Genomic DNA, 25,876 nt, shown 5'->3' with positions numbered 1-25,876 from the left:
TCTCAGGGGACCTGAAACGTCCCGGGCGAGGCATCAATGACCGAGACTCAGGTCCCGCCAGTAATCCGGCTGGCACGAGAAGGGCCTGCTCGCCACGCGCCGGTCACAGTAGTACCCCTCAGGACAGCTCTCAGGGCCCTGCGGATCGCAGCCTTGAGTGCAGTGCCAGCCCTCGCAGACCTGCCCGGCTTCGCATGGAGGGTGGTCCTTGCCGCAAGGCACGACACACTCCATCCACACTTTTCCTGGGTGAGGCGGCTCAGGGTGCACCCGACACTCACCACCACCAGGGCACGGCGACTGCCTGAGGACTGGTCTCCGTGCAGAAGAAGCCCTCGGGACAATCCGCCACCGCTCCCGGGCGACATGTCCGCGCGCACCAGCCATCCTGACCGCCACATAGCAACCCGGGCGCACAGGCATTCTCTTTGTTGGATGCCATTGGCTGTCCTTACAGTGGGCATACCCAGTCCTGGCCTCGAACAAGCAGCCCAGCGGCGACTCGCACTCGGAACTCCGGTTGCAGGTTCGCGCGTAAGTCAGCAACTTCGTGCGCTGTTCGCTGTCCAGCAGGGGGGCTGATACGGCCACCGGCAGGGAATTCTGGCTGCTCCTGGGGCCAAAGCAGTCCCCTCAGCAACAGCACGAGTGGCAGAGGCAGCACAACGTCCGCACAGACCTTGAGGAGCGTGCGCCAGTTCATCCGCCGCACTCGCGACATCGGACAGGATCCCGCTGGGGGCCTTTGCAGAGGAGGCATCTCACTGGAATGCGGGCTCAGCCCTCGCTTTGCTGCGAGCCCGCCTCCCGACGCCGCTGACAGGAGCAGTCGAGGCATCCGTGCGTGGCGCAGGTGCCACAGCTCCGCTCGAGCTGATGCTTCAAGGCCTGTCGGGCCCGGTGGAGCCTCACCCCGGCGTTGTTCGGCGTGATGCCCACCTCCGCGGCCACCTCGGGCACGCTCCGCTCCTCCAGGTCCACCTGCTTCAACAGCTCGGCGTATTCTGGCTTGAGCGTGGGCAGCAGCTCCCCCACGCAGGCACAGACGGCGCTCTTCAGCTCCGGATCCGGGCCCTCCTCCGTCGCCTCACGCGCCTCTCGCTCCAGCGCGCGGCCCTCCGCCGCTTGCTTCCGGTAATGGTCGACGAGCGCGTTGCGCAGCAGCCGGTAGAACCACGCCACCGCGCTCTCTCCCTCGCGCAGCGCATCGCCCTTCTCCACCGCGCGCACGAAGGCGGCCTGCAGCATGTCCTCCGCCACCGCGCGGCTGCCCACGCGCCGCTCCAGGAAGGACAGGAAGTGCCGGTGGTTCTCCACCAGCGTCCGCGCTACCGCCTCGCCCTCGACGTGCTCCACCCCGTTCTCCCTCAGTTCACCACGAGCTGACCCTTCAGCATCCCCATGCCGCACGTGAAGGGGAACGTCCCCGTCTTGTCCGGCGTGAACTCCACCACCGTCTCCGAGAGCGCCGGCAGCGTCTTCTTCACTCCGAAGTCCGGGATGACCAGCTCCTCCGAGCACCCCGCGTTGTCCTTGCGCTGGAAGCGCAGCCGCACCGGCACTCCCTTCTTCACCTGCACCTGGCCCGGGTTGTAGCCACCCTCCACGCGGATGGTCACCTCCTGCACCTGCGCCGCGCTCCCCTTCGCCTCGGTCTTCGCGCCAGGCGCCGCCGCCGCGTCCTTCGGCGTGAGCAGGAAGGTGATGAAGTACTCCGGGTCTCCCGGCATGGGCAGGTGCACGGTCGTCTCGCGCTCCTGCTCCGACGGCGGGAGCATGGCCGTCAGGAACTGTCCGCCGGGCTCCGGAGCGAGCGCCACGCTCTTTCCTCCCGCCTCCACCTTCCCCTTCAGCCCCGTGAGCGCCACCGGCTTGCGGAAGTCATCCGTCACCCAGACGCGCACCTCGCCCGAGCGCAGCGAGAGCACCTCGAGGTGCATATCGCCGCTCATCGCCACCACTCCGCCCTGCAGCGGCGTGTGGTCGTGCCTCTCCATGCCTCCGGGCGCGGCTCCCGTATGGCCGTGCTCCTCCAGGTGCGCGTTGAAACGCACCGACTCCGGCTTTCCACCCTGCACCACCGTCACCACCATGGCGAGGTGCTCGTCCGTGTGCGCTGGCCCCTTGCCTTCCAGGTGGTCGCCCACCGGCGCCAGCGTCACCTCGGGATAGCCGCCCTTGGCTACCTTGATGGTGCCGCCAGCGCCCTCCACCGGGCGCACGTTCATCGCGTCATCGAGCAGGTACACGCGGTAGCTCCCATCGCGCGTGGCCACCAGCTCCAGGTGCCCACGGGACGTCGACTCGACCCACCCGCCGTGCGGAGCCGCATGCGCGTGTGGCTGCGCCTCGTGGGCCTTCCTCGCCGGAGCCGCGGCGGCAGGCACCTGGCTCGCGGCCGGAGCCTCCGGCTTCTTGTCGCACGCGGCCACCAGCCCGGCGAGCACCACCCATCCCATCCAGCGCTTCATACGGTTCTCCCGAACATTCCTCTTCATGACATCCCCTCAAGCCCTGCCCGGCACTCCGCCCTCGGCCGAAGGAGCCAGCGCCTGGCCCTCCTCCTCGCGAGCAGCCTGCTTGCGCGCCAGGTACCTCTCCAAGGCAGGGCGCCCGAATCGATAGAACACCGCTGGCGTGACGACCATGTCCAGGAGCGTCGAGCTGACCAGGCCTCCCAGGATGACCGTCGCCACCGGGTGGAGGATCTCCTTGCCCGGCTCCCCCGAAGCCAGCGCCAGCGGCACCAGCGCCAGCCCCGCCGTCAGCGCCGTCATCACCACCGGCACCAGCCGCTCCAGCGAGCCGCGCACCACCAGCTCCGGACCGAAGCGCTCGCCCTCCACCTCCACCAGGTGCAGGTAGTGCGAGATCATCATGATGGTGTTCCGGCTGGCGATGCCGCACAGGGTGATGAAGCCCACCAGCGTCGCCACCGACAGCGTGCGGTCCGTCAACAGCACCGCCGCCACGCTGCCCACCAGCGCCAGCGGGATGTTGAGCATCACCTGGAGCACCAGCCGCACCGAGCGGAAGTGCGAGTACAGCACCAGGAACATTCCCACCAGCGACACCATCGACAGCAGCGCGATGAGGCGCGTGGCCGACTGCTGGCTCTCGAACTGCCCCTCGTACGCGATGGAGGAGCCCGTGGGCAGCTCCACGCGCGCGGCCACCCGGGAGCGAACCTCGTCCACCGCGCTCCCCAGGTCCCTGCCCGCCACGTTGGCCATCACCACCACGCGCCGCTGCAGATGGTCGTGGTTGATGAGGTTGGGGCCTCGCGTCTCCACCACCTCCGCTACCGCCGACACGGGCACCCGCGCCCCCGAGGGCGTGTCCACCAGCGCCCGGCGGAAGGCGTCCGCGCTCGTTCGCGCCGAGTCCTCGTAACGCACCAGCACATCGAAGGTGCGCTGGCCCTCCAGCACCTGCCCCACCACCACGCCGTTGAAGGCCTTCTCGAGCTGCTCGGCCATGGCGCCCGGCTGCACGCCCAGCCGCGCCGCCTCCTCGCGCTTCAGGCGGACCTGGAGCTGCGGAATGAGCGTCTGCTGCTCCACCTGCAGGTCCACGATGCCGGGCACCTCGGCCATCACCTGGCGCACCTCCTCCGCCTTGGAGCGCAGCACATCCAGGTCCTGCCCGAACAGCTTCACCGCCACCTGCGCGCGGATGCCCGAGAGCAGATGGTCCAGCCGGTGCGAGATGGGCTGGCCCACGGACACGGACACGCCCGGCAGCTGCGCGAGCCGGGAGCGCATGTCCGCCAGCACCTCGGGGCGCGGGCGGCCTCCCTCCTTGAAGTCCACGTCCAGCTCCGAGTAGTGGACGCCCTCGGCGTGCTCGTCCTGCTCCGCGCGGCCAGTGCGCCTGCCGACCGTGCTCACCTCTGGCACCGAGGCGATGAGTCGCTCGGCCAGCAGCCCCAGGCGGGTGGACTCCTCCAGCGAGGTGCCCGGCGGCGCCAGCACGTTCACCGTCGCCGTGCCCTCGTTGAAGGCGGGCAGGAAGCTGCGGCCCAGGAAGGGCACCGTGGCCACCGCGGCCAGCACCAGCACCGCCGCGCCCGCCATCACCATGCCCGGGTGCGCCAGGGACACCTGGTAGAGCCGCCGCACCCGCTGCTTCAGGGCTCGCACCAGCGCGCTGTCTCCGTGCTCCAGCAGGCGCCCCTTGGGCAGCAGGTACGCGCACAGCACCGGCGTCACCGTGAGCGACACCACCAGCGAGGCGAGGATCGAGACGATGTACGCCACGCCCAGCGGCGCGAAGAGCCGGCCCTCGATGCCTCCCATCGCGAACAGCGGCAGGAACACCAGCACCACGATGAGGGTCGCGAAGACGATGGAGTTCCGAACCTCCGAGGACGCGCGGTAGATGACGCGCAGCACGGGCTCCGGATGCTCCTTCCGCCGGTTCTCCCGCAGGCGCCGGTACACGTTCTCCACGTCCACGATGGCGTCGTCCACCAGCTCGCCGATGGCCACCGCCAACCCGCCCAGCGTGAGCGTGTTGATGGACAGCCCGAACGCATCCATCACCAGCGCGGTGATGACGAAGGACAGCGGGATGGCGGTGAGCGTGATGGCCGTGGTGCGCAGGTTCGCCAGGAACAGGAACAGCACCACCACCACCAGGATGGCGCCGTCACGCAGCGCCTCCTGCACGTTGCCGATGGCCGCCTCGATGAAGTGGGCCTGCTCGAAGAGCGTCGCCAGGCGCACGTCCGCCGGCAGCGTGCGCCGCAGTTCCGCCATCGCCTCCGCGACCTTCTCGGTGAGCTCCAGCGTGCTGGCTCCCGGCTGCTTCTGCACCGCGAGGATGACCGCCGGCCTCCCGTTCATCCCCCCGTCCCCGCGCTTCACCGCCGGGCCCTCCTTCACCTCGGCCACCTGGGAGAGCCGCACCGGCACGCCGTCGCGCACCGCCACCGCCGTGCTGGCCAGGTCCTCCACGGAGGCGCTGCGCGCCAGGTTGCGCACCAGGTACTCGCGCCCACCCCGCGTGACGAAGCCTCCCGTGGTGTTGCCCTGCGACAGCCCCGCCGCCTGCTCCACCTCCTCCAGCGTGAGCCCGAAGGCCAGCAGCTTCTCCGGGCTCACCAGCACCTGGAGCTGCTTCACCCCGCCCCCCATCACCGTCACCTGGGCAATCCCCGGAATGGTCAGCAGGCGCTGGCGGATGACCCAGTCGGCCAGCGAGCGCAGCTCCAGCGGCGAGGTGCGGTCCCCCTCGCTCTGCACGCCCAGCAGGAGGATCTCCCCCATGATGGAGGAGACCGGCGCCAGCTGCGGCACCACGTCGCGCGGCAGTCCGTCCCGGGCCACCTGGAGGCGCTCGGCCACGAGCTGCCGGGCCCGATAGATGTCCGTGTCCCAGTCGAACTCCACATAGACGACCGCGAGCCCCACCGCGGACGAGGAGCGCACGCGCCGCACTCCGGGCGCCCCGTTCATCGACACCTCGATGGGCCGCGTGACGAGCGCCTCCACCTCCTCGGGGGACAGGCCGCCCGCCTCCGTCATCACCGTGACGGTGGGCCGGTTGAGGTCCGGGAACACGTCCACCGGCAGCCGGGTGACGACCCAGCCTCCATAGAGGAGCACCGCCGCCGCCGCCAGGACGACGAAGAGCCGGTGCCGCAACGAGAAGAGGATGATGCGGTCCAGCATCTAGCGCCCTCCCCTCGTGGCCTGGAGCGTCGCCACGCCCTTCACCACCACGCGCTCGCCCTCCTTCACCCCCTGGCGCACCGCGCGCCAGACACCATCCCGGACACCGAGCACCACCTCGCGCCGCTCGAAGGACTCGGGCGCGGTGTGCAGGAAGACGAAGGCGCGGCCCTCCTCCTCCACCACGGCCGCCTCGGGCACCGCGAGCACCTGCTGGGCGCCTCCCGCGCCGATGGCCACGTCCACGAACATGCCGGGCCGCAGCCGCCCCGCGCGGTTGTCCAATTCGAAGAGGACGCGGACGCTGCGCGTGCCTTCGTCCACCACCTGTCCCACGTGGTACAGGCGCGCGGGGAAGTGCTGGTCCTCATAGGCCTCGCTGTGCACGAGCGCGCCCGTGGCCGCCTCGACGCGCGCCACGTCGTTCTCGTACACGCGCGCCTCCACCCAGACGACGGCCGCGTCCAGCACGGTGAAGAGAGGACGGGAGGGCTCCACCTGCTCGCCCACCGTGGCCCGGGCCTCCACGAGCACCCCGTCGATGGGCGCGGTGAGCGTGAAGCGCGCGGTGCCCTGGCCCTGGCGCGCTCCGGACAGCACCTCCCGGGAGGAGCGAGCGCGGTTCAACTCCTGCTCGGCCGTGCGCACGGCGAGCGTGGCCTGCTGCACCTCCTTCTCGGCCACGACGCCCTGCAGGGACTCGAGCCGCGCCAGGTCCTTCCGGGCCTGCTCCAGCGCGGCCTGGGCTCGCGAGGCCTCCGCCTCGGCCTGGATGAGGTTGGTGGAGAGCCCCGTGGCCTCGGAGGCGGAGAGGCTCTGCTGGATGGTGGCGAGCACCTGGCCCTTCTTCACCTTCTGCCCCACCAGCGGCACGGCGCTCCCCGACGCCATCACGATGCCGGGGACGGGCGAGGCCACCTGGGCGTACCGGTCCGTCCGGGGGATGACCTTGCCGGGAGCGACGAGGCGCGCCTCCAGCGAGCGGACCCGAGCCCGCTCGGTGCGAATCTCCAGCAGGAACTGCGTCTCCTTGGCGACGGAGAAGCCTGGACCGGTGACGGCAGGCCGGGTGGGCGCTTCGCCATGCTCCTCTCCACCGTGGCCCCAGGCCACCGCCGCCACGAGCAACACCGCGGCCACCATTCCACGGCGCGTCATGGCGTCACCCTCCTCATCCTTCGAGCCATCCCCAGCGCCACGAGCCCCAGCAGCGCCACACCGCCCACCAGCCCGAGGATCCACAGCCTCGAGGCGCCACCGGCATGCATGTCCGAGGGAGGCTCGGCCTCCAGGTGCACCGTCCCGAGCGCCAGCACGTCCACGGCCTCTCCGCGCGTCACGGTGGCGGTGGCGGCGAACTCGGCGCCCACGGGCAGCTCGGCCTCGGCCAGATACACGCCGGGCGAGTCCATCCGGGGCGCCAGCTTCTGCAGGGTGGGGCCCGTGAGCGTCAGCTCCACCTGCGCGCCCAGCACAGGCGCGTTGGTGTCCGTCTCTGCGACGAGCACCCGCAGCGGCGTCCTTCCGCCCTCACCGTGCTCCGGGTGCTTGAGCACCACCTCGAAGATGTCTCCGGTCGCGCTCAGGACGTGAAGCTCTCCCTGCGCGGACTGCGCGGGCGGAGGCGTCTCGTCGTGGTCCTCACCCCCGTGGGCCAGGGCCGTCGCGGACAGGAGCCCGATCATCAGGCAGCCCAGGCGTCTCATCGTGGAACCTCCCCCGTGGGCAGTCGGCCCGAAGCGCGCAGCAGGGCGGCTCGGGCGCGGGCAAGTGCCGCCGCGGCGTCGATGGCCTCGCCTCGCGCGGAGAAGGCCCGCTCCCGGGCGAGCAGGAGTGCATCCAGCCCCAGCTCTCCCGCCTCGTAGGCGCGCTGGACGAGGGACAGGTTGCGCTCGATGCCGGGCAGCGCGGCCGTGAGCGCGGCCTCGGCGGTCCGAGCTGCCTCGAAGCTCTCGCGCGCGGAAACCCGCTCCGCCGCCACCTCACGCTCCCGCCCTTCCCGCTCCGCCTCACGCACCGCCTGCCGGGCCCGAGCCGCCGCCAGCTCTCCCTGATTACGGTTCCACAGCGGCAGCGGCAGGGAGAGGCGCGCCACCACCATCGCGCCCGAGTGGAGATCCGGCCCGGTGAGGTGCTCCTCGCGCTCGCGCTCCCGCTCGTACCCGAGGCTCACGGTCGGGTCTGGGATGCGCTCACGGCGCAGCAGCTTCACCTCCGCCTGAGCCGCCTCGGCCTCGGCTCGCGCGGCCACCAGTTCCGGAGGCTCCACCGGCGGCTCGACAGCCACGGCCTCCAGCGCCACCGAGAGCGCCGCGCTGGCCGGGCGCCCGAGCAGCCGGTTCACCGAAGCCCGGGCCGAGGCCAGCTCCGCGCGGGCCTGCGCGGCACGCGCCTCGGCTCGAGCCCGCTCCAGCGCCGCCGTGTTGCGCTCCAGCTCCGAGACATCTCCCGCCGAGAAGCGCCGCGCCGTGGCCTCCTCCAGCGCCCGGGCCGCCGCGAGCACGTCCTCCGCCAGCTTCACGAGCGCCTCGCGCCGAGCCACCTCCGCCGCCGCGTCCGCCGCCTCGCGCGCCACGCTCAGCTCCACCGCACGCCGCCGAGCCTTCGCCGCCGCGAGCGCAGCCTCCGCCCGCTCCACCCTCAAGCCTCGCTGCCCGGCCACCTCCAGCTGCTGGCTGATCGAGACGGACAGCCTGCGCTCCCCCTCATCCTGTGTCACCGCATCGGTGCCGTACTCCACCTCGAGCTGCGGATTCTGACGCACCCATCGGGAGTCAGCCGCCAGCTCACCCTCGGCGCCCGTCTCCTCCGCGCGCGCCGCCGCCACCTCGGGGCTCTTCGCCAGCGCCTCGCCCACGAGCTGACCGAGCGTCCAGCCCCCTCCCTCGGGGACGGGGGCGGCAGCCAGGAAGAGCGTGAGGGTGGCGGACACGGCGAGCATGCACCCGCATCCATCGCAAACCCCGTACCGCTCGCGGCCCAAGTCATTCCAAGCACTTGGAGTCCCAGCCGGGCCTCCAGGTGTGACCGCTCACGTCACACTGTGATGCCCCCATCCGACGAGGCCCGGAAATGAGACGGGGAGCACTCGGACGCACCGGGTACTCCCCGCTTTGCTGGGGCGCGCGCCAGGAAGGCGGCAGCCCTACCCCACCAGCTTCACCACCACCCAGGTAATCCCGTAGACGAGCAGGGCCGCCGCCGCCGAGGCGGGGATGGTGAACACCCAGGCCCAGATGATGCGGCCGGCCACGCCCCACTTCACCGCGCGCCAGCCCTTGGTGGCGCCCACCCCGACGATGGCACCCGTAATGGTGTGCGTGGTGGACACGGGGATGCCCAGCTTCGCCAGGAAGATGATGGTGACGCCGCCGCCCGTCTCCGCGCTGAAGCCGCCGATGGGCGCCAGCTTCGTCAGGCTGTGGCCCATCGTCTTGATGATGCGCCAGCCGCCGAAGAACGTCCCCAGCGCGATGGCCGCGTGGCAGGAGAGGATCATCCACGTGTCGATGTGGAACTCCCGGTCCTTCCAGATGGTGCCGAAGAGCACCACGGCGATGATGCCCATCACCTTCTGCGCGTCATTGGTGCCGTGGCTGTACGAGAAGATGGCGGACGAGACGAGCTGCAACCGCCGGAACCACGTGTCCACCTTGAGGGGCGTCTGGCGGTGCACCGTCCAGGTGCTCGCCAGCATCAGCAGCGTGCCCAGCAGCACGCCCATCACCGGCGAGAGCACGATGAAGGCGGCGATCTTCGCGATGCCCGAGCCCACCAGCCCGGAGAAGCCGAGCACCGGCAGCGTGGCGCCGATCATCCCCCCCGCCAGCGCGTGCGACGAGGAGGACGGCAGCCCCCACCACCACGTCAGCAGGTTCCACGCGATGGCGCCCATCAGCGCCGAGAAGATGACCATCAACACCGAGTGAGAGCCCGCGGCGCGCAGCATGTCGAAGTTGATGATGCCCTTGCCCATCGTGTTGGCCACCTTCACCCCACCGCCGAACGCCGCGATGAAGTTGAAGAAGGCCGCCCAGGCCACCGCCAGGTTCGGCGACAGCACGCGCGTGGACACCACCGTGGCGATGGAGTTGGCCGCGTCGTGAAAGCCGTTGATGAAGTCGAAGATGAGCGCGACCGCGACGATGACGATGACAGCGGTAAGCAGCATCTCAGGAGTGCTCCAGGACCACGCCCTCGATGACGTTGGCGACGCCGAGGCACTTGTCGGTGGCGGTCTCGATGAGATCGTAGATCTCCTTCCACTTGATGATGGTCAGGGGATCCACGCCGCTCTTGAAGAGCCGGCCCACTCCGGCGCGCAGCACCTCGTCCGCCTGGGACTCCAGCTTCTTGATGTCCCGGCAGCCGGCGAGGATCTGCTGCGGCTGCTTGATGTGCCGCAGCGCCGCCACCACCTCGCGGACCTTCTCCGCGCTCTGCACCAGCAGCCGCGACAGCTCCGTGGCATCCGGCAGGCTGGTCTCGATCTCGTAGTAGTGCAGCCGCGAGGCCGCCGCGTTGGTCAGGTCCAACACGTCGTCGATGCGAGACAGCAGCGAGTGGATCTGCGCCCGATCGAACGGGGTGATGAACTGCTGGTGGAGCCGGTTGAAGGCGGTGTGCGTCACCTCGTCGCCCTTGTGCTCCACGTCCTTGAGCGCCTGCACGCGCGCGGCGACGTCCCGGTAGTCGCTGAGCAGCGCGTGCAGCATCCGTGTGCCCTCCACGGTCGCCGCGCACTGGGCATCGAAGTCATCGAAGAACTCGTCCGACTTGGGCATCAACTTCTGGAGCATTCAGCCTCCTGGGCGCCCACCGGGTGAGCGCCTGAAACGAAGGGAGGCCGTGGCAGTCACGTGACCCTCCCGTTGCGGAGGCGTGACCTAGCGCACCTGGGGAGAATCTCCAGTGCTCAGTGCGGGCGGTAATACTTCCTGGGGTGGGATGGCGCCCTACGCCACGCCACCGCCCTTGTACGTCCAGTGCCAGTGCTCGCCGGCCACGTCGTTCTTGAAGCCGTAGCGGGCCGCGTTGTTCTTCAGCCAGTTGTAAGCCTTGGTGTTGTAGCCACCGACGCCGCCGATATCCATGGAGATACCGTTCTGGTGGTTGGAGTAGCCGGGCTTGGCGGCCTTGTTGCCGGTGCCGTTGAGGTACTTCTGGTAGAGCACCCGCTGCTGCTCCATGGTGCGGAAGCCGCTGGTGGCCGTGAGGTTGATGCCGGCGGCCCGAGCGGCCGACTGCATGGCCTTGAAGTTGCGCGCCGCATCCGCGCGCAGGTACTGGCCGTTACCCACCGGCTGCACGGTGATGGTGGAGGGCCGGCCCTGCACGTACGCCGTCACCTGCTTGCCACCGCCCGAGGGAGGATTGGACACGCCGCCCGAGCGCAGCGCCGCCCACGTCTTGGGGCCCACCACGCCGTCGGCGACCAGGCCGCGCGAGGACTGGAAGCTCTTCACCGCCGCGCTCGTCTTGGGGCCGAAGTCCCCGTCCGCGGCGATGTTGTAGCCCTTGCCGCGCAGCAGGTTCTGCAGCTGCGTCACCGCGGCGCCCTTGGAGCCCTGGCGGAGGACGGGATCCGCCGCGCGGGGGGCGGCCAGGGAGACGGCTCGGGTGGACTGAAGGGGGCTCACGGCGGTCATGGGCAGATCCTCAATTTTCAGGAAGAGAGAAACTGCCCAGTTATCGCCGCGTAAATGCCGGAGTTGCTTCAACACCTACATTTACCGCAACATGTTTTGCGGCTATTTCGCCGCACCGCATCATTGGCGTTGATCGCCGTGCTTGAAGTCCTCCGAGCGCACGCCGTAGCGCTTGAGGAGCCGGTGGAGGCTCTCGCGCTCCATGCCGGCGCGCTCGGCGGCGTGGGTGACATTCCCGGCGAATTCCTGCATCAGCGCCACGAGGTAGTCGCGGGACACGGCATCCCGGGCGCTGTCCACCGCCTCGCGGTAGGGCATCTTCGCCAGGCTCTCGGTGGGCAGGGCCCCGGCCGTCACTCCGGCGAGCTCGGGGGGCAGGTCCTCGAGGCGGATGCGGGGGCCCTGGGTGACGGCGACGGCGCGCGCCACGGCGTTCTCGAGCTGCCGGACGTTGCCCGGCCACGCGTAGCCCACCAGCGCCCGCAGCGCCTCGGGCGTGAAGCCCTCCAGTGAGCGGCCTCCCCGGGCGAGGAAGTGCATGGCCAGCAGAGGGATGTCCTCGCGCCGCTCGCGCAGGGCGGGCATGCGGACGGTGAAGACGTTGAGGCGGTAGTAGAGGTCCTCCCGGAAGCGGCCCGCGGTCACCTCGGCCTGGAGGTCGCGGTGGGTGGCCGCCACGACTCGCACGTCCACCTTCACCGGCTGGGTGGTGCCCACGCGGCGCACCTCCTTCTCCTGCAGCGCGCGGTTGAGCTTCACCTGCATGGCCGAGGGCAGCTCGCCCACCTCGTCCAGGAAGAGCGTGCCGCCCCGGGCCTCCTCGAAGAGGCCGGCCTTGGCGACGGTGGCTCCCGTGAAGGCGCCCTTGGCGTGGCCGAACAGCTCGCTCTCCACGAGCTCGGCGGGCAGTGCGCCGCAGTTCACCGCCACGAAGGAGCCACCGCGGCGGGGGCTCTCGGCGTGGACGGCTCTCGCCGCCAGCTCCTTGCCCGTACCCGTCTCTCCGGTGAGCAGCACGGTGAAGTCCCGCGCCGCGCCCTGGGCCAGGAGCGCGCACGTCTGCCGCATCGCCCCGCTGGTGCCCAGCAGGCCGTGGAAGTCCGGCGCCGTGGCCAGCTGCTCCTTGAGCCCCTCGGCCTGCCGCCGCTGCCGGCGCCGCTCCAGGGCTCGGGCCACCACCAGCGCCACCTCGTCCGGATCGAACGGCTTGGCCAGGTAGTCGTAGGCGCCCTCGCGCATGGCCTCCACGGCCTTGGGGATGCTGGCGTAGGCCGTGACGAGCACCACCTCCGTGGCGGGAGCGCGCCGCTTCACCTCTCGCAGCACCGCGAAGCCGTCCGCGCCGGGCATCTGGATGTCCGTCACCACCACGTCGAACTCGCGCGAGGCCACCAGCGCCAGCGCCCGCTCTCCGTCCCCCGCCGTGGTCACCGCGTAGGCGTCCCCGAGGATGCGGGAGAACAGCTTGAGCATGTTCTCCTTGTCATCCACCACCAGGACACTCGGCTTGCCCGTGTCGCTCATGCGCCCTCCCCCGCGGGCGGCAGGTGGAGCGTGAAGCGCGCTCCGCCCAGTGGCCCCGTGTCCGCCTCGATGCGCCCGCCGTGCGCGTGGGCGATGGCCTGGCTCACCGCGAGCCCCAGCCCCGTCCCCGAGGTTTTTGTCGTGAAGAAGGGCTCGAACAGGCGCGAGCGGTCCTCCGGCTTCACCCCCGGCCCGGAGTCCGAGACAGCCACGGTGGCGCCGCCGTCCGTGCGGCCCTCGATGCGCACGGCCACGCGGCCGCCCGAGCCCGCGGCCTCGGCGGCGTTCTTCACCAGGTTGAAGAGCACCTGACGCACCCGCTGCGGGTGGACCCAGGCGGAGGCGTCTCCCTCCACCTGCACCTTCACATCTCCCAGCCGGGTAGATTCCTGGAGCCGCGCCACGACTTCATCGCAGACCTCGCGCAGGGCTACCTGCTCCACCGCCAGGCGTCCCGGCCGAGCCAGATCCAGCAGCCCCTCGACGATCTCCTGGCAGCGGACGGCCTCCTCCTCCACGACCTTGAGGTCCTCGGCGAGCGGGCCCTCGGCCTTGCGCTCCAGCAGGCGCACGTAGCCGAGGATGACGCCGAGCGGGTTGTTGATCTCGTGCGCCACGCCCGCGGCCAGCCGGCCGATGCCCGCGAGCTTCTCGTGCTGGACGAGCTGCTCCTGGTGAGCGCGCAGGGCCTCGGTCATCCGGTTGAACTGGGCGGCGAGCCGACCAAACTCATCCGGCTCGCCCTCGGGGATGCGGGTGTTCAGGTCTCCCTGGGCCAGCCGGGAGGCGCCCTCGGTGAGCCGGGCCACGGGGCGGGCCACGGAGTTTCCGATGTAGAGCCCCACACCCGCCGCGAAGAGCGTGGCGCCACCGAGGAACAGCAGCGCCCACAGGAAGCTGGTGTGCTCCACCGCGCCCACGTGCTCGGCGAACGAGCCGATGGACGTATCGAACCTTCGGGCCAGCGCATCGGCTCGGGCCTGGATGAGGGCGACGAGCTCCAGCGCCCGGCCATGTGCGGCCGTCACCGCGGCATGGTCCCTGGCGACGACGGCGGGAAGCAGCGTCTCGCGGAAGAGGCGATCCAGCGCATCACCGGACTCCTGGATGTCTGCAACCCAGGCGCGCTCCTCGGCGTCCTGCGCCTGCTCCTGGAGGCGACGGGTGAGCTCCTCGACGCGGGCTCGGGCCTCGGCATGGAAGCGGGCGTGGCTGTCGTTGCCGAGGATGATGGTGTGCGCCAGGTGGGCGTACTCATCCCGCACGGCCGTGGCGAGCTCCAGCGCGGTGCGGACCCGTCCGCTGGCTGACTGAAGGGCGTGCGACCCATCGTGGATCTCCGTCAGGCGGCCAAGCGCGAACACGGACGCGGCGGCGAACAGCGCCACCAGCGCCCCGAAGGCGAACAGCAGCTTGCGGGTGATTCCAGGAGGGGGAGGCATCGTCCCTTCTCTATATAAGGAGGCGGACGCTCTTGGCCGCCCTCCTTGCCTGCAACCCTCGCTTCCCCTTGCGCGCACAGGCCTCGGGCGAGCATGAACAGGGGTGACGGGCCCTACCGCCCTGGAGAACCCCCACGCATGGCGCCGCGCTTCAAGAACCTCGACGGCAGTATCCCGCACCGCTTCGACACTGTCTTCAAGTGGGCGGTGACGGACAAGCTCACCGGCCGCCGGCGCAAGTCCCCGAGCCGGGCCTCCGTCCCCCGCATCGAGCCGGACCTCACCGCCCTGGCCACTCCGCCCGCTCCAGGCGAGGGCGCGCGCCTCACCTGGCTCGGGCATGCCAGCTGGCTCGTGCAGCTCGACGGCGTCTCCCTCCTCATCGATCCGGTGCTGCGCGACGCCATCAACGTCGTCATCCGCCGCAACGTGCCTCCGGGCGTGCCCCCGGAGAAGCTGCCTCCCATCGCCGCCAGCCTCGTCTCCCACAATCACTACGATCACCTGGACATGCCCTCGCTGGAGGCCGTCCGCGCGCCCATCGTCACCGGGCTGGGCCACGCGAAGCTCTTCCGCGGCCGCCGTGGCATGCCCTGCACCGAGCTGGACTGGTGGGGCTCCACGAAGGTGGGCCCCGTCACCGTCCACTACGTCCCCTCGCAGCACTGGAGCCGCCGCGCCCTGGCCGACGCCAACGAGATGCTCTGGGGCGGCTTCGTCATCGAGGGCTCCAGTTCCCGCCTCTACCACTCCGGCGACACCGCCTACTTCGAGGGCTTCAAGGAGATCGGCCGCCGCCACCCCGGCATCGACGCGGCCATGCTCCCCATCGGTGCGTATGATCCGGCGTGGTTCATGAGCAAGCAGCACATGAACCCCGAGGAGGCCGTGCAGGCCTTCGAGGACCTGGGCGCTTCCCGCTTCCTCGCCATGCACTGGGGCACCTTCAAGCTCACCGACGAGCCGCTCGACGAGCCTCCCCAGCGCCTGGACACGGAGTGGAACCGCCGCAACTGGCCGCGCGAGAAGCTCCACGTGCTCGCCGTGGGCGAGAGCCTCACTGTTCGGCAGCGCTGAGCCAACCGGGCAGGTATGGTGGGGCCCTCACCATGCTCCTGCCCTCCCTCCTCACGCTCCTGCTCGCCCAGGCTCCCCTCACCACCACCGCCGAGCGCTCCAACTGGGCTCGCACTGGCCGCTACGCCGAGGTGGAGTCCCTCTGCCGTGACTTCCCCAAGGCCTTCCCCGGCAAGGTGCGCTGCGAGACGTTCGGCACCACGCCCGAGGGCCGCCCGATGCTCGCGCTCGTCGCCAGCTCGGATGGCACCCTCACCGCCGCCGCCAACGCGAAGAAGGGCCGCCCCGTCGTCTTCTTTCAGGGCGGCATCCACTCCGGAGAGATCGACGGCAAGGACGCCGGCTTCTGGCTGCTGAGGGACGTGCTCTCGGGCAAGGCACTGCCGGGAGTGCTCGGCCAGGTGACGGCGGTCTTCGTCCCCGTCTTCAACATCGACGGCCACGAGCGCTTCGGCCCCAACAACCGCCCCAACCAGGTGGGCCCCGAGGAGATGGGCTGGCGCGTCACCGCCCAGAACCTCAACCTCAACCGCGACTACACGAAGGCAGACGCCCCGGAGATGGTGGCCCTGCTCACCTTCCTCCACGCGTGGAATCCGCTCTTCTACATCGACCTCCACGTCACGGACGGCGCCAAGTTCGAGCACGACGTCTCCGTCACCATCGAGCCGCTGCGCAGCGGCCCCGAGCCCCTGCGCGCGCTCGGGGTGAAGATGCAGGAGGCGATCGTCTCGGGGCTCTCGGCCCAGGGGCACCTCCCCGTCACCTTCTACCCCTCCTTCATCCAGGACGAGGACCCCTCGTCCGGCTTCGCCCAGGGCGTGGCGCCCCCGCGCTTCAGCCAGGCGTACTGGGCCCTGCACAACCGCTTCGGGATGCTGGTGGAGACCCACTCGTGGAAGCCGTACGCCCAGCGCGTTAAGGCCACGCGCAACGTCCTCGAAGGCTCCCTGCGATTCGTGGCTGGCAACGCCGCCGCCATGCAGGCCGCGGTGAAGGCGGCGGACGCGGCGGCCGAGGCGGGACAGGTGCGCGAGGTGACGCTCGCCTGGAAGCACACCGACAAGAGCCACCCCATCGAGTTCCGCGGCTACGCCTACACCTTCGAGCCCTCGCCCATCTCCGGCCAGAAGGTGGTGCGGTATGACGACACGAAGCCGCAGGTGTGGAAGGTGCCGCTGTTCGACGAGGTGCGCCCCGTCCTCACCGTCCCGCTGCCGAAGAGCGGCTATGTGGTGCCCGCCGCCCACGCCGCGTGGATGGAGCCCAAGCTGCGCGCCCACGGCCTGCGCTTCCAGCGCCTGGAGAAGGAGGTGCCCGCCGCCCAGGTGGAGGCGTTCCGCGCCACGGAGGTGAAGTTCACCCCCCAGTCCTACGAGGGCCGCCAGGTGCTCAGCGTGAAGGGCGCCTGGAAGCCAGAGACGCAGGCCCTGACGGCGGGCTCGCTCTACGTGCCGGTGGCGCAGCCGGGGGTGGCGCTGCTCGGCCACCTGCTGGAGCCGTCCGGCCCGGACTCGCTGCTGGCCTGGGGGTTCTTCAACCCCCACTTCGAGCAGAAGGAGTACATCGAGGACTACGTGCTGGAGCCCTACGCCCGCGAATTGCTGGCCAAGGACGCCGCAGTGAAGGCCGCCTGGGAGGCGCGCCTGAAGGAGCCGGCCTTCGCGGCGGATCCGCGCGCCCGCATGCGCTTCTTCTACGAGCGCCATCCCACCTACGACGCCCGCTTCAACCTCTACCCCGTCTTCCGCCTGGACGCCCCGCCCCCCGGACTGCGCTCCGGACGGTGACGGTGTGCTCCCTTCCGGGAGCAGGTGCTACAGCCGTGGGAGGAGGGGACGGCCGCCCACTCCCCGACAGGTTGGGTCAACTTTCCGCGCCGAGATGTGGATGCCGGAGGTAGCTCGGGTATGTTCCCCGTCCGTGGCTACTTTCAGTCTCGCAGCGTTGTGGAACGGCTCCGCCATCCCGGGCCATGTGGCCGGCATCATCGAGGCCATCGATGAGCTGCTGCCCTCGACACAGCCGGTCGAGATCATCATCGCGCTGCGCGAGAACGAGGCCAACCTCGAGCTGAAGCTGGAGATGTCCGACTTCCCGCGCCTCGAGATGGACCGGTTCGCCTGGGAAATCAAGGCGAGCAAGGGAACGCTCGTGGAGCTGTGGAAGCTGCCCAAGGCGGAGCGGGATGCCTTCCGCGCCGCCGCCTTCTCCGGCAACACCATCACCGCGGAGAACTACTGGACGGCGGCCAGCACCATCAAGGAGCACCTGGAGGCCATCACCGAGCGGGGCCTGAAGAAGCTGGCGCCTCCGGTGGGCCTGCCGCACGCCAACCGGCCCGCCCCCGCGACGGCGCCGGCCCATCCCAAGGTGCCGGTGCAGCAGCCGGCCCCGGCGCTCGAGGACGAGCCGCTGTCGCCCGACGCCGTGGACGAGCCCATCGAGCCGCTGGAGGCGGTGGAGGACGGCGAGCCCATCGAGCCGGTGGAGGAGGTGGAGCCCGAGGCTGCCGACGAGCCCATCCAGCCGACGCCGACAGGCGCGGAGCTGCGCCGCAACAAGCGCTTCCCCGTCAACCTGGAGATGGAGTTCCGCACGGAGCTGGACTTCGTGCGCGAGCACGCGACGAACATCTCCAACGGCGGCCTCTTCGTGCGCAGCGCCCACCGGCCGCCCATCGACACCATCGTCCGGGTGGACGTGAAGCTGCCCAACGGCGAGCGGCTCCAGGGAGACGCCCTGGTGGTGCACGTGGTGGACGATCCTTATAAGGGAGGCGTGGGGCTCGCGTTCCTCAGCGACGACCCCACCTTCGCGGAGACGCTGGACCGGTACCTGGCGAGCCTGGCCGGCTGACCGGCCTCACGCCACCCGCTTTCCAGAGCCCGTGGCGGGCGGCTCGGGGAGCACGACGAGGCCACCCTCCGCCTCCACGACGAGGCGGCTGCGCCCTCCGCCCTGCTTCACCACGCGCACCTGCACGCCGATGCGCTCGGCCAGCCCGGACACGTGGGAGATGATGCCCACCTGCCGGCCCGTGGCCTGGAGCGCGTCCAGCGTGGCCAGCGCCACCTCGAGCGTCTCGGGGTCCAACGTCCCGAAGCCCTCGTCGATGAAGAGCGTCTCCACCTGGGTCGTCTCGGAGGAGAGCGAGGCCAGCCCGAGCGCCAGGGCGAGCGAGACGAGGAAGGACTCGCCGCCCGAGAGGCTCGCGAGGCTGCGCATCTCGTCGCCCATGTCCTGGTCCACCACCTGGAGGTCCAGGTCGTATCCCGGCACGCGCATGAGCCGGTAGCGCCGGGCCAGCTCCTCCAGGTGGGTGTTGGCGTGCAGCAGCAGCGCATCCAGGGTGAGGCTCTGGGCGAAGACCTTGAACTTCTTTCCGTCCGAGGAGCCGATGAGCTCGTGGAGCGTCTTCCAGACCTCGGCCGCGCGGCGGCGCTCCTCGAGGGCCTGGGCCTCCGCGCCGTAGCGGCCACGGGCCTCGTCGTCCTGATCCAGCCGTGCCTTCGAGCGGGCGGCGGCGGCACGGCGGGCCTCCACCTCGGCGCGAGCGCGCTCGCAGGCGGCGGCCACCTCGGGCTCGGGCAGGGCGGGAGCCCCCGAGGCCTCGTGCTTCGCGCGCCAGGCCCGACGCTCCTCGAGCACCGTGCGGGCGCGTGCGAGGGCTTCGTGCAGCTCCGCGAGCGCGCGGGCCTCCGCGTCGCACCAGGCGGCGTCACGGGCGAGCAGCTGGCGGACCTCCTCCAGCGTCACGCCCCGGCCCTCCAATCGTGCAGCGAGCGCGGCCTGGGCCTGCTCGTGAGCTTCGACGGCCAGGGTGCGTGCCTTGGCGGCCTCCTCGGCGCGAGCGGTGGCCACGGCGGCGGCCCGACTGGCGGACTCCGCGGCGGCACGGGCCTTCTCGTAGGCCTGGGTGGCGGCTTCCACGGCGGTGCGCAGCGCCGTGCGGACCTGCTCGGTGGCGCGTCCTTCCAGCACCTTCGCGCGCGCGGCCAGCGTGGCCTTGAGGGCCTCGTCCGCCCGCTTCCAGGCGCGAGCCTGCTCCTCGGCGGCCTCGCGCTGGGCCTCCTTGCGAGCCTCGGCGGCGGCGCGGTTTCCACGGGCTTCGAGCTCACGAGCCTGGGCGGTGCGCAGGGCCTCCTCGCGAATGCTCCACTCGGACACCTTCTCCGCGCAGCGCTTCCGGAAGCCCGCGGGGTCCGCCGAGAGCCGTGGCTCCCACTCCTTGGAGCCTCCGAACGCGGGCGCCAGGTCCACGAGCACCTGCCGGCGTGCCTCCGCGGCCTGCTCGGCCTCGCGCTGGGACTGCTGCGCCGACTGCTCGACCTGCGCGAGCGCATCCTCCGCGCGGCGCTGTGCCTCGACCGCCGCCTCCAGGCGCGAGCGGCAGGACTCCAGCGCGGCCCGAGCCTCCCGCGCCTTGCGAGCCCGTGCCTCCGCGGCCTCTTCCTCGGCGCGCACGGCGGCGAGCCGGGCCTGCGTCTCCTTCAGTGCCTCCTCGAGCCAGGAGCCCGCTTCCGCGTCCTCCGCCTGCTCGGGGGGCAGCGGCTGCTCGAGCCCCGCGCGAGCCTTGGCCCACGCCTCGTGGTGCGCCGCCCTCCGAGCCGCCGCCTGGCCCCGACGCTCCTCCGCCTTGGCCTGCCGGGGACGAGCCGCCTGCTCTCGAGCGAGCGCCGCCGCTTCGCGCTGAGCCGCCGAGGTCCGCTCCGCCTCCAGGGCCTCGACGCGAGAGGAGGCCTCGACCACGAGCCCCTCCAGCGCGGCCTCGGCACGGCCGTAGGGATGATCCTTCGAGCCACAGAGCGGACAGGGCTCTCCGTCCTGCAGCGCCGCCCGGTACGAGACCAGCCCCTGCGCCGCCTGGGCCTGCGTCAGGGCACGCTGCGCCTCCTTCAGCCGCGTCTCCAGCTCCAGCCGCTGGGTGGCTGCCTCGCGCGCTTCGGCCGTGGCGGACTGCGCCTCCTGCTTTCCGGCCTCCGCCTCCGCGCTGGCCTCCTGCTCCACCCGAGCCTCGGCGACCGCTCCGTCCCGAGCCGCGCCGAGCCCTCTCAACGCCTCCTGCCGCGCGAGCAGAGCATCCCGGAGCGTGCGTCGAGCCGCGCCGGCATCCTCCCCCGCCGCGAGCTCGGCATGGGTGGCCGTGGCCTGCGCCATCTCCGTGGCCTCGGCGGCCGCCTGACGCTCCTTGCGCCGCAGCTCCGCCGCTTCACGCAGCCGCACCACGTCGGCGCCGAGCCGGGTGGAAGTCGCCCGCGCCTGCTGCTCGCTCTGGGCCGTGCGCTCGTAGCGAACGAGCTCCGCCTCCCAGCGTGGCCACTCGCGCGCGAGCGTCTCCATCCGGGAATGGTCGGTCAGCCACTTCTGCGCCGCCTCCGCCGCCGTGCGCGCCGCCGTCTCCTGCTGGGCAATGCCCGCCAGCGCGGCAACGGCCTGGGCCTCCGCCGCCCGAGCAGCCTCCATCCGCTGCTGCGCCTCGGTCGCCTCGCGCCGCTCCACGGCGAGCTGCGCATCCAGCCGGGCCGCCTCGGCCAGCGCCGGACCCGCGGACTCCTCCGCCGTCTGCGCCGCCGTGCGCGACATCTCCGCCTGCCGCAGCTCGGTCTGCCGGGTCGCCGACGCCGCGAGCGCCGTCTCCGCCTCCGCTGCCCGCATCACCTGGGCCGCCGAGGCCTCCGCCAGGGCACGCTCCGTGTTCTCGACCGCGGCCACGGGGGCTCGGAAGGACTCCGCCGAGCGCACCCGGGCGAGCAGCGCCTCACGAGGCGCCGCAGCCTCCACCGCCTCCACCGCCCGAGCCTGCGCCGCCGAGGCCTCCTTCTCGGACTCGACGAGCCGGGCGCGAGCCGCGTACCACTCCGCCGCGGTCGAGGCCTCCTTCAGCACGGCCTCCGCCTTCGCGCGAGCCGCCTCCTCATCCGAGAGCGCCCGCGCCACCACGGCGCGCTCCTCGTCCGACAGGCGGGAGATGGCCGCGAGTCCGGCCTCCATCTTCTCCAATCGGGCCTGCTCGGCCTTGTGGCGCTCGTGCGCGGCGATGGAGAGCTGGCTGTACACCTCCGTGCCCGTCATGCGCTCCAGCAGCTCGGCGCGCTCGCTGGCGTCCGCGCGCAGGAAGGCGGCGAACTCGCCCTGGGCCAGCAGCGCCGAGCGTCGGAACTGATCGAAGGACAGCCCGAGCCGCTGCTCGATGGCCTCGAGCACCTCGGACTTGGTGCGGCCGAAGGTCTGCCCCGAGGCCACGTCCGTGAGGCTGAGCTCCTGCGGCCGGAAGCGCCCCTCCGCCTTGTTGCGCGCCCGCCAGACGGACCACTTGGAGCGGTAGCGCCGTCCATCCTTGCCGAGGAAGTCCACCTCGGCATGGCCCTCGGCGGCGCCGCGGCGCAGCACGCCGCGCACGTCGTGGGACAGCAGCCGGTCCTCCTCGTCCTCGCCGGGCCGCCCCACCGGAACGCCCCCGCGGCCACCGAGCCGCGGCGTGCGATCGAAGAGGGCCAGGCACAGGGCATCCAGCAGCGTGCTCTTGCCCGCGCCGGTGGCACCGGTGATGGCGAACAGGCCCAGCTTGTCGAGCGGTGGCCGGTCCAGCTCCAGCGCGAAGTCACCGGCGAGGCTCGTCAGGTTGCGGCCGCGAATGGCGAGGATCCTCACGAGGCCTCCTCCTGGACGTGGGTGAGCAGCGCGTGGAAGGCCTCCAGCAGCTCGGGGGCCAGGGGCTCCTGGTAGTCGCGCTCGTAGCGAGCCTTGAAGACATCCTCGGGAGTGCGCTCGCGCAGGGAGCGGCCCAGCGAAGTCTCCGCCAGCACCTGGCCCGTGCCGGTGTACGAGGGCGTCAGCTTCACGAGCCGAGCCGCCTTGCCCTCCAGCACCGCCTCCACCTTGCGCCGCAGCGAGGGCTCGGGCTTCGTGAGGGACACGCAGACCTCCAGATAGGGGCGGGCCTGCTCGGGAGTATCCGGCTCCAGCGCGGGCAATTCGGCCAGCTTCGCCAGCACGTCGTCCAGGGGCAACACGTCCCGCTCGGGCACGCGCACCATGTCCGCGGTGCGAGGCACGGAGAGCGGGCGCACCGAGCCGAGCACCTCGCCCTCCAGCTCCACGAGCAGCACCTGGTGGCGGTAGTGGGCCTCGCTCAAGGAGAGCGGGATGGGCGAGCCGCTGTAGCGCACGCCCTCGCGACCGCCCACGCGCTGCGCCTTGTGCAGGTGACCCAGGGCGGCATAGGCGACGTCGTCGGGGAACAGGTCGACGGGGAGCGCGTGCTGGTTGCCGCCGAGGATCTTCCGCTCGCTGAGGAGGGACACCTCGGTGCCCACCATGTAGCAGTGGCCCATGGCCACCAGGGCTTGTCCGGACTGCCGGCGCCTGCGAGCAGCCTCCAGCGTGAGGCCATACACCTCGCGCACGCCATCGATGAGCCGGTCACCCTCGGACTGGACGAGGGGCAGGTCGGCGGGGCGCAGGTAGGGCACGGCGGCGACCCAGGCCTTCACCCGGCCGCGCGAGTCATGGAGCGGCACGAGCAGACGCTCGAAGTCGAGCGAGCCACGAGTCCGAGGCAGCCCGCCGACGACACGGACGCCGAGGGCGGCGAAGAGAGGGTCCGGAGCATCGAGCCGAGCCGCCGAGTCATGGTTGCCGCCGATGACGACGACATCGAGCTTGGGCAGCTTGCGGCGGGCGCGAGCGATGAAGTGGTACCAGGCCGCCTGCGCCTCGGCGCTGGGGTTGGAGGTGTCGAAGATGTCCCCGGCGACCAGGAGGGCATCGACGCCTTGGACCTCGAGGGTATCGAGGAGCCAATCCAGGAAGGCGGCATGCTCCGCCTCGCGGGAGACGTCGTACAACGTATGCCCCAGGTGCCAGTCCGACGTGTGCAGCAGACGCATCCGGTACCACCCCTCCTCGGCCGCGCGCGCAGCCTCCAACACTCCATGCTCCCGGTCCAAGCACCGGGCGGGGGCTCGCTTACACGCCCGGTCTGACATTCACAAATCCGTTTGAGATTCCGGGCACTTCCGCAGGTCGCCCACCCTCGCAGGTGGAGCGCTGCGATCCCACATGCGGGGATGGCCAGCCGAGCAGGCGTGCCGGGCAGAATGAGCGCGCGAAGCAGCCTCCGAGGGGTGGGCCATGTCCTTGCGTCGTCCTGACACACCCTACTTGGAGGAACAGGGGCGTGCAGCCCTCTGGCGACGCGGGTGGATAGGTGTGCTGCTGCTGAGCCTTGCCTGCGCCTGCGCGACGGGACCGGAAGGCCCCAGGTCGCTGGACTTCGGCTCCGCCTCCGCCAGGGTCCGCCAGGACCGCCGTGCCTCGTTCCGGTCAGCTCCAGCGCCCTCACGCGGAGAGCTGGGCCCCATCGAGGCAAGGCTCCTGGACACCGACTACTTCTTCGGCCTGCTGGTCCGCGCGGGAGTCCCTCCTTCCGAGCTCCCCGACGACCGGAGTCAGCTCAGCCCGGAGGACGCGACGCGCCTGATGAACCTCGTGCTCGCGGCCGACGTACCCTTGAGGGACTTCGGCCCGTGGCGCATGGCGGCCCAGCTGCTGCTGGAGGTGATGGAGAGCACCACGCCCGTCCCACGCCAGCGGCTGCACGAGCGGATGCGCCGCTTCGCTCCGCTGCTGGTGCTCAGGCCCGATGGCTGTCTGGTGCGCGCCACCACCGGCAAGCCGGTTCAACGCATCGGCGAGGTGCGCTTCGACAAGGGCGCGCTGCGGGCCGAGGGCTTCGAGGTGGGCCCCTTCTACCTCCTGCGCCAGCGCTTCCTCTATCCAGTGGATGGCTCCTTGGAGATTCACCCGGACACGGCCCTGGCGGGTGTGTACGCACCAGACGAGGGCACGCTGGGGCCACTGGTGGAGGGAGCTGGACAGGCGGTCATCGACAACGTCGTGGGCATCGTCTCCCTGGTGCTCCACCAGCTGGACAGTCTGGAAGGGCTGGCCCGGCTTCCTTCGGCGGTGCGGCTCCTGCTTGAGAACTCACCGCAGTACTACGCCCACTTCCAGGAGCTGCCGCACGGCGAGCAGGTGCGCATCGTCTCGAAGCTCCTCACGAACGTAGCGCTGGTCTGTGGAACGGCGGGCGCGGGCACGAGCCGAGCCCTCTCCGCGGGAAGCAAGCTGGGCCGCCTGAGAGTCCCCGTGTTGTCGCTGTCCGGGCAGGGTGCCCTGGCCTTCAGCCGCGTAGCCATTCCCGTCGACCGCATGGTGACGGCCGTCAGCGCGGCGCCCGGAGCGCTCTACATCCTCCACATGGCGAGCGGGGGAGCCGGCGGCGAAGGAGGCGGCCAGGACGGCGCCTCGTGGAAGCCGCCACCGGGCGGGCCCGGCCAGTGGGTCCGCAAGGGCGAGGGCATGTCCGCGCGTGCTCGCAGGTACCAGTCCCAGGTCACGGGCGCACCCGAGGACTGGGTCTACCGCGTGGAACGCGCCGGAGAGAAGTTCGACTTCGACGGCTTCAAGGAGTCAGAGGGTGTCCTCGTGGACGCCAAGGGGCCCGGCTACGACAACAAGTTCGGCGACACCTTCTCGCCCGAGTACTGGTTCAAAGACACAGGTGCGCAGGAACTGGTCGCGAACGCCCAACGCCAGCTCCGGGTTGCCAACGGGGTCCCCATCAGGTGGTATGTGGCGGAAGCCAAGGCGGCCCAAGCCATCCGAAGGCTCCTGCACAACAACAGATGTAATGCCATTGAGATCGTCCACGTGCCAGCGCAGCAGTAGGAGGTGAGTGGCGTGATCGAGACCTACTATGCGGGCGCCTATTGGCCAGCACGGCAGGAGAGCGCGGAGGAATGCGCACGGCGTGCGCTCATCTTCTTCACCACGGTTTCCCGCAGCGATGACTTCTTCGCTCGCTGGTTCATACCTCCCAAGTCACGCAGACACGCCCCGAGGGCTCTTGAACTCAGCGTCCCCGCACTTCAGGAATTATTCGTACAGGGCAGGACTCGAAATGATGAGGGCGGCGTCATTGAGGATCTTGGCTTCTATCTCTCTTCCGACAACGGCATGCGCCCGGGAAAGCACCAAGGCGATCACTGCTCACTCCGCATTCAATGCGGTTGCTACGCGAAACCCATCAGCAACGTCTGCGTATTGAGCCTGCCCGACACAGGCCCTCATCGAGAGCATGTCCTGACAGGCCCCATGCTGTCCTCAGTGCTGCGTGCCATGGCAAATGCCTGGGAGCCTGACTGGGCGATCGCTACCTCCCATGATCATCGAGAAATGCTCACGGAGCGCGTCCGCACAGGCACCTTCGTGGGCTGGGTCATGTACTTCCCACGCCACCGAGGCCCCGTGCCGTCACTACCCGAGCCGGTTCGCGTTGAACCCGTGGAAGAGCTGGGCACCCTCGTCACCCTGACGCCTGAACGCTTCACCGTCTCCAATCCCGCCCATCTCGAGCTGGCCGCCCACGTCCAGCAGGTTCTGGAATCCGCAGGGTTGCTGACACCCATCAAGCCGTGAAGTCCGTCACCGCCTCGTGCCCTCG

General features: G+C 70.8%; 18 protein-coding genes. 5 read left to right on the top strand and 13 right to left on the bottom strand.

What is annotated here, in order from left to right; all coding sequences use genetic code 11:
• Positions 1-777: 777 nt before the first annotated feature.
• From KY572_RS13835 to KY572_RS13780, 11 genes are all read right to left on the bottom strand, one after another.
• Complete coding sequence (locus KY572_RS13835) at positions 778-1,356, bottom strand: RNA polymerase sigma factor (RefSeq protein ID WP_224243068.1); 579 nt, start codon at positions 1,354-1,356, stop codon at positions 778-780.
• A gap of 11 nt (positions 1,357-1,367) precedes the next feature.
• Entirely contained in the window at positions 1,368-2,471 is a 1,104-nt protein-coding gene (locus KY572_RS13830; RefSeq protein WP_224243067.1) for a cupredoxin domain-containing protein, read from the bottom strand.
• 36 nt (positions 2,472-2,507) lie between these two features.
• Positions 2,508-5,675: an efflux RND transporter permease subunit gene (locus KY572_RS13825; protein WP_224243066.1), complete on the bottom strand. Its 3,168-nt coding sequence runs from the start codon at positions 5,673-5,675 to the stop codon at positions 2,508-2,510.
• Positions 5,676-6,833: an efflux RND transporter periplasmic adaptor subunit gene (locus KY572_RS13820; RefSeq protein WP_224243065.1), complete on the bottom strand. Its 1,158-nt coding sequence runs from the start codon at positions 6,831-6,833 to the stop codon at positions 5,676-5,678.
• The gene (locus tag KY572_RS13815) at positions 6,830-7,381 is read right to left on the bottom strand and encodes a hypothetical protein (RefSeq protein ID WP_224243064.1); all 552 of its coding nucleotides are present in this window, start codon (positions 7,379-7,381) and stop codon (positions 6,830-6,832) included. Before KY572_RS13815 ends, KY572_RS13820 begins: the two co-directional genes overlap by 4 nt.
• Positions 7,378-8,616, bottom strand: a complete 1,239-nt coding sequence (locus tag KY572_RS13810) for a TolC family protein (protein WP_224243063.1) — start codon at positions 8,614-8,616, stop codon at positions 7,378-7,380. The genes KY572_RS13815 and KY572_RS13810 overlap by 4 nt, the downstream gene beginning before the upstream one ends.
• A gap of 204 nt (positions 8,617-8,820) precedes the next feature.
• A complete protein-coding gene (locus KY572_RS13805) occupies positions 8,821-9,846 on the bottom strand; it encodes an inorganic phosphate transporter (RefSeq protein WP_224243062.1) in 1,026 nt (341 codons plus the stop codon).
• Position 9,847: 1 nt separating this feature from the next.
• Entirely contained in the window at positions 9,848-10,474 is a 627-nt protein-coding gene (locus KY572_RS13800; RefSeq protein ID WP_224243061.1) for a DUF47 domain-containing protein, read from the bottom strand.
• A gap of 156 nt (positions 10,475-10,630) precedes the next feature.
• Positions 10,631-11,323, bottom strand: a complete 693-nt coding sequence (locus KY572_RS47765) for a D-alanyl-D-alanine carboxypeptidase family protein (RefSeq protein ID WP_317987845.1) — start codon at positions 11,321-11,323, stop codon at positions 10,631-10,633.
• Between the two features lie 120 nt (positions 11,324-11,443).
• Positions 11,444-12,847 carry a sigma-54-dependent transcriptional regulator gene (locus KY572_RS13785; protein WP_224243060.1) on the bottom strand — a complete coding sequence of 468 codons (1,404 nt, stop codon included), beginning with the start codon at positions 12,845-12,847 and terminating at the stop codon, positions 11,444-11,446.
• Positions 12,844-14,289, bottom strand: a complete 1,446-nt coding sequence (locus KY572_RS13780; RefSeq protein ID WP_224243059.1) for a sensor histidine kinase — start codon at positions 14,287-14,289, stop codon at positions 12,844-12,846. The genes KY572_RS13785 and KY572_RS13780 overlap by 4 nt, the downstream gene beginning before the upstream one ends.
• Positions 14,290-14,427: 138 nt before the next feature.
• On the opposite strand from KY572_RS13780, the gene KY572_RS13775 reads away from it, so the two are divergent.
• The 3 genes from KY572_RS13775 to KY572_RS13765 all read left to right on the top strand — a co-directional run bounded on the left by KY572_RS13775 (position 14,428) and on the right by KY572_RS13765 (position 18,225).
• Positions 14,428-15,366, top strand: coding sequence for an MBL fold metallo-hydrolase (locus tag KY572_RS13775; protein ID WP_224243058.1), 939 nt, complete (start codon positions 14,428-14,430; stop codon positions 15,364-15,366).
• A 32-nt stretch (positions 15,367-15,398) separates the two neighbouring features.
• A complete protein-coding gene (locus KY572_RS13770; RefSeq protein ID WP_224243057.1) occupies positions 15,399-17,156 on the top strand; it encodes a M14 family metallopeptidase in 1,758 nt (585 codons plus the stop codon).
• A 133-nt stretch (positions 17,157-17,289) separates the two neighbouring features.
• Positions 17,290-18,225 carry a TIGR02266 family protein gene (locus KY572_RS13765; RefSeq protein ID WP_224243056.1) on the top strand — a complete coding sequence of 312 codons (936 nt, stop codon included), beginning with the start codon at positions 17,290-17,292 and terminating at the stop codon, positions 18,223-18,225.
• A gap of 6 nt (positions 18,226-18,231) precedes the next feature.
• On the opposite strand, the gene KY572_RS13760 is transcribed toward KY572_RS13765, so the two are convergent.
• Together KY572_RS13760 and KY572_RS13755 are read right to left on the bottom strand one after the other, a co-directional pair.
• Complete coding sequence (locus KY572_RS13760; RefSeq protein WP_224243055.1) at positions 18,232-22,020, bottom strand: AAA family ATPase; 3,789 nt, start codon at positions 22,018-22,020, stop codon at positions 18,232-18,234.
• Positions 22,017-23,258, bottom strand: coding sequence for an exonuclease SbcCD subunit D C-terminal domain-containing protein (locus KY572_RS13755; RefSeq protein ID WP_224243054.1), 1,242 nt, complete (start codon positions 23,256-23,258; stop codon positions 22,017-22,019). Before KY572_RS13755 ends, KY572_RS13760 begins: the two co-directional genes overlap by 4 nt.
• A gap of 322 nt (positions 23,259-23,580) precedes the next feature.
• On the opposite strand from KY572_RS13755, the gene KY572_RS13750 reads away from it, so the two are divergent.
• Together KY572_RS13750 and KY572_RS47760 are read left to right on the top strand one after the other, a co-directional pair.
• Positions 23,581-25,101, top strand: a complete 1,521-nt coding sequence (locus KY572_RS13750) for a Tox-REase-5 domain-containing protein (RefSeq protein WP_224243053.1) — start codon at positions 23,581-23,583, stop codon at positions 25,099-25,101.
• Positions 25,102-25,113: 12 nt separating this feature from the next.
• Positions 25,114-25,851, top strand: a complete 738-nt coding sequence (locus KY572_RS47760) for an immunity 52 family protein (RefSeq protein WP_224243052.1) — start codon at positions 25,114-25,116, stop codon at positions 25,849-25,851.
• The last annotated feature ends 25 nt before the right edge of the window (positions 25,852-25,876 follow it).

It is taken from the genome of Hyalangium gracile, from assembly GCF_020103725.1.
Classification (GTDB): Bacteria; Myxococcota; Myxococcia; order Myxococcales; family Myxococcaceae; genus Hyalangium; species Hyalangium gracile.
Note: the sequence above shows the minus strand (reverse complement) of the source record. Positions and strands in the feature narration are given on the sequence as shown.

Coding starts and splice junctions, on each gene's coding strand:
- KY572_RS13830 (WP_224243067.1), bottom strand. CDS start 2,471: ATGAAGCGCTGGATGGGATGGGTGGTGCTCGCCGGGCTGGTGGCCGCG.
- KY572_RS13825 (WP_224243066.1), bottom strand. CDS start 5,675: ATGCTGGACCGCATCATCCTCTTCTCGTTGCGGCACCGGCTCTTCGTC.
- KY572_RS13820 (WP_224243065.1), bottom strand. CDS start 6,833: ATGACGCGCCGTGGAATGGTGGCCGCGGTGTTGCTCGTGGCGGCGGTG.
- KY572_RS13815 (WP_224243064.1), bottom strand. CDS start 7,381: ATGAGACGCCTGGGCTGCCTGATGATCGGGCTCCTGTCCGCGACGGCC.
- KY572_RS13810 (WP_224243063.1), bottom strand. CDS start 8,616: ATGCTCGCCGTGTCCGCCACCCTCACGCTCTTCCTGGCTGCCGCCCCC.
- KY572_RS13805 (WP_224243062.1), bottom strand. CDS start 9,846: ATGCTGCTTACCGCTGTCATCGTCATCGTCGCGGTCGCGCTCATCTTC.
- KY572_RS13800 (WP_224243061.1), bottom strand. CDS start 10,474: ATGCTCCAGAAGTTGATGCCCAAGTCGGACGAGTTCTTCGATGACTTC.
- KY572_RS47765 (WP_317987845.1), bottom strand. CDS start 11,323: ATGACCGCCGTGAGCCCCCTTCAGTCCACCCGAGCCGTCTCCCTGGCC.
- KY572_RS13785 (WP_224243060.1), bottom strand. CDS start 12,847: ATGAGCGACACGGGCAAGCCGAGTGTCCTGGTGGTGGATGACAAGGAG.
- KY572_RS13780 (WP_224243059.1), bottom strand. CDS start 14,289: ATGCCTCCCCCTCCTGGAATCACCCGCAAGCTGCTGTTCGCCTTCGGG.
- KY572_RS13775 (WP_224243058.1), top strand. CDS start 14,428: ATGGCGCCGCGCTTCAAGAACCTCGACGGCAGTATCCCGCACCGCTTC.
- KY572_RS13770 (WP_224243057.1), top strand. CDS start 15,399: ATGCTCCTGCCCTCCCTCCTCACGCTCCTGCTCGCCCAGGCTCCCCTC.
- KY572_RS13755 (WP_224243054.1), bottom strand. CDS start 23,258: ATGCGTCTGCTGCACACGTCGGACTGGCACCTGGGGCATACGTTGTAC.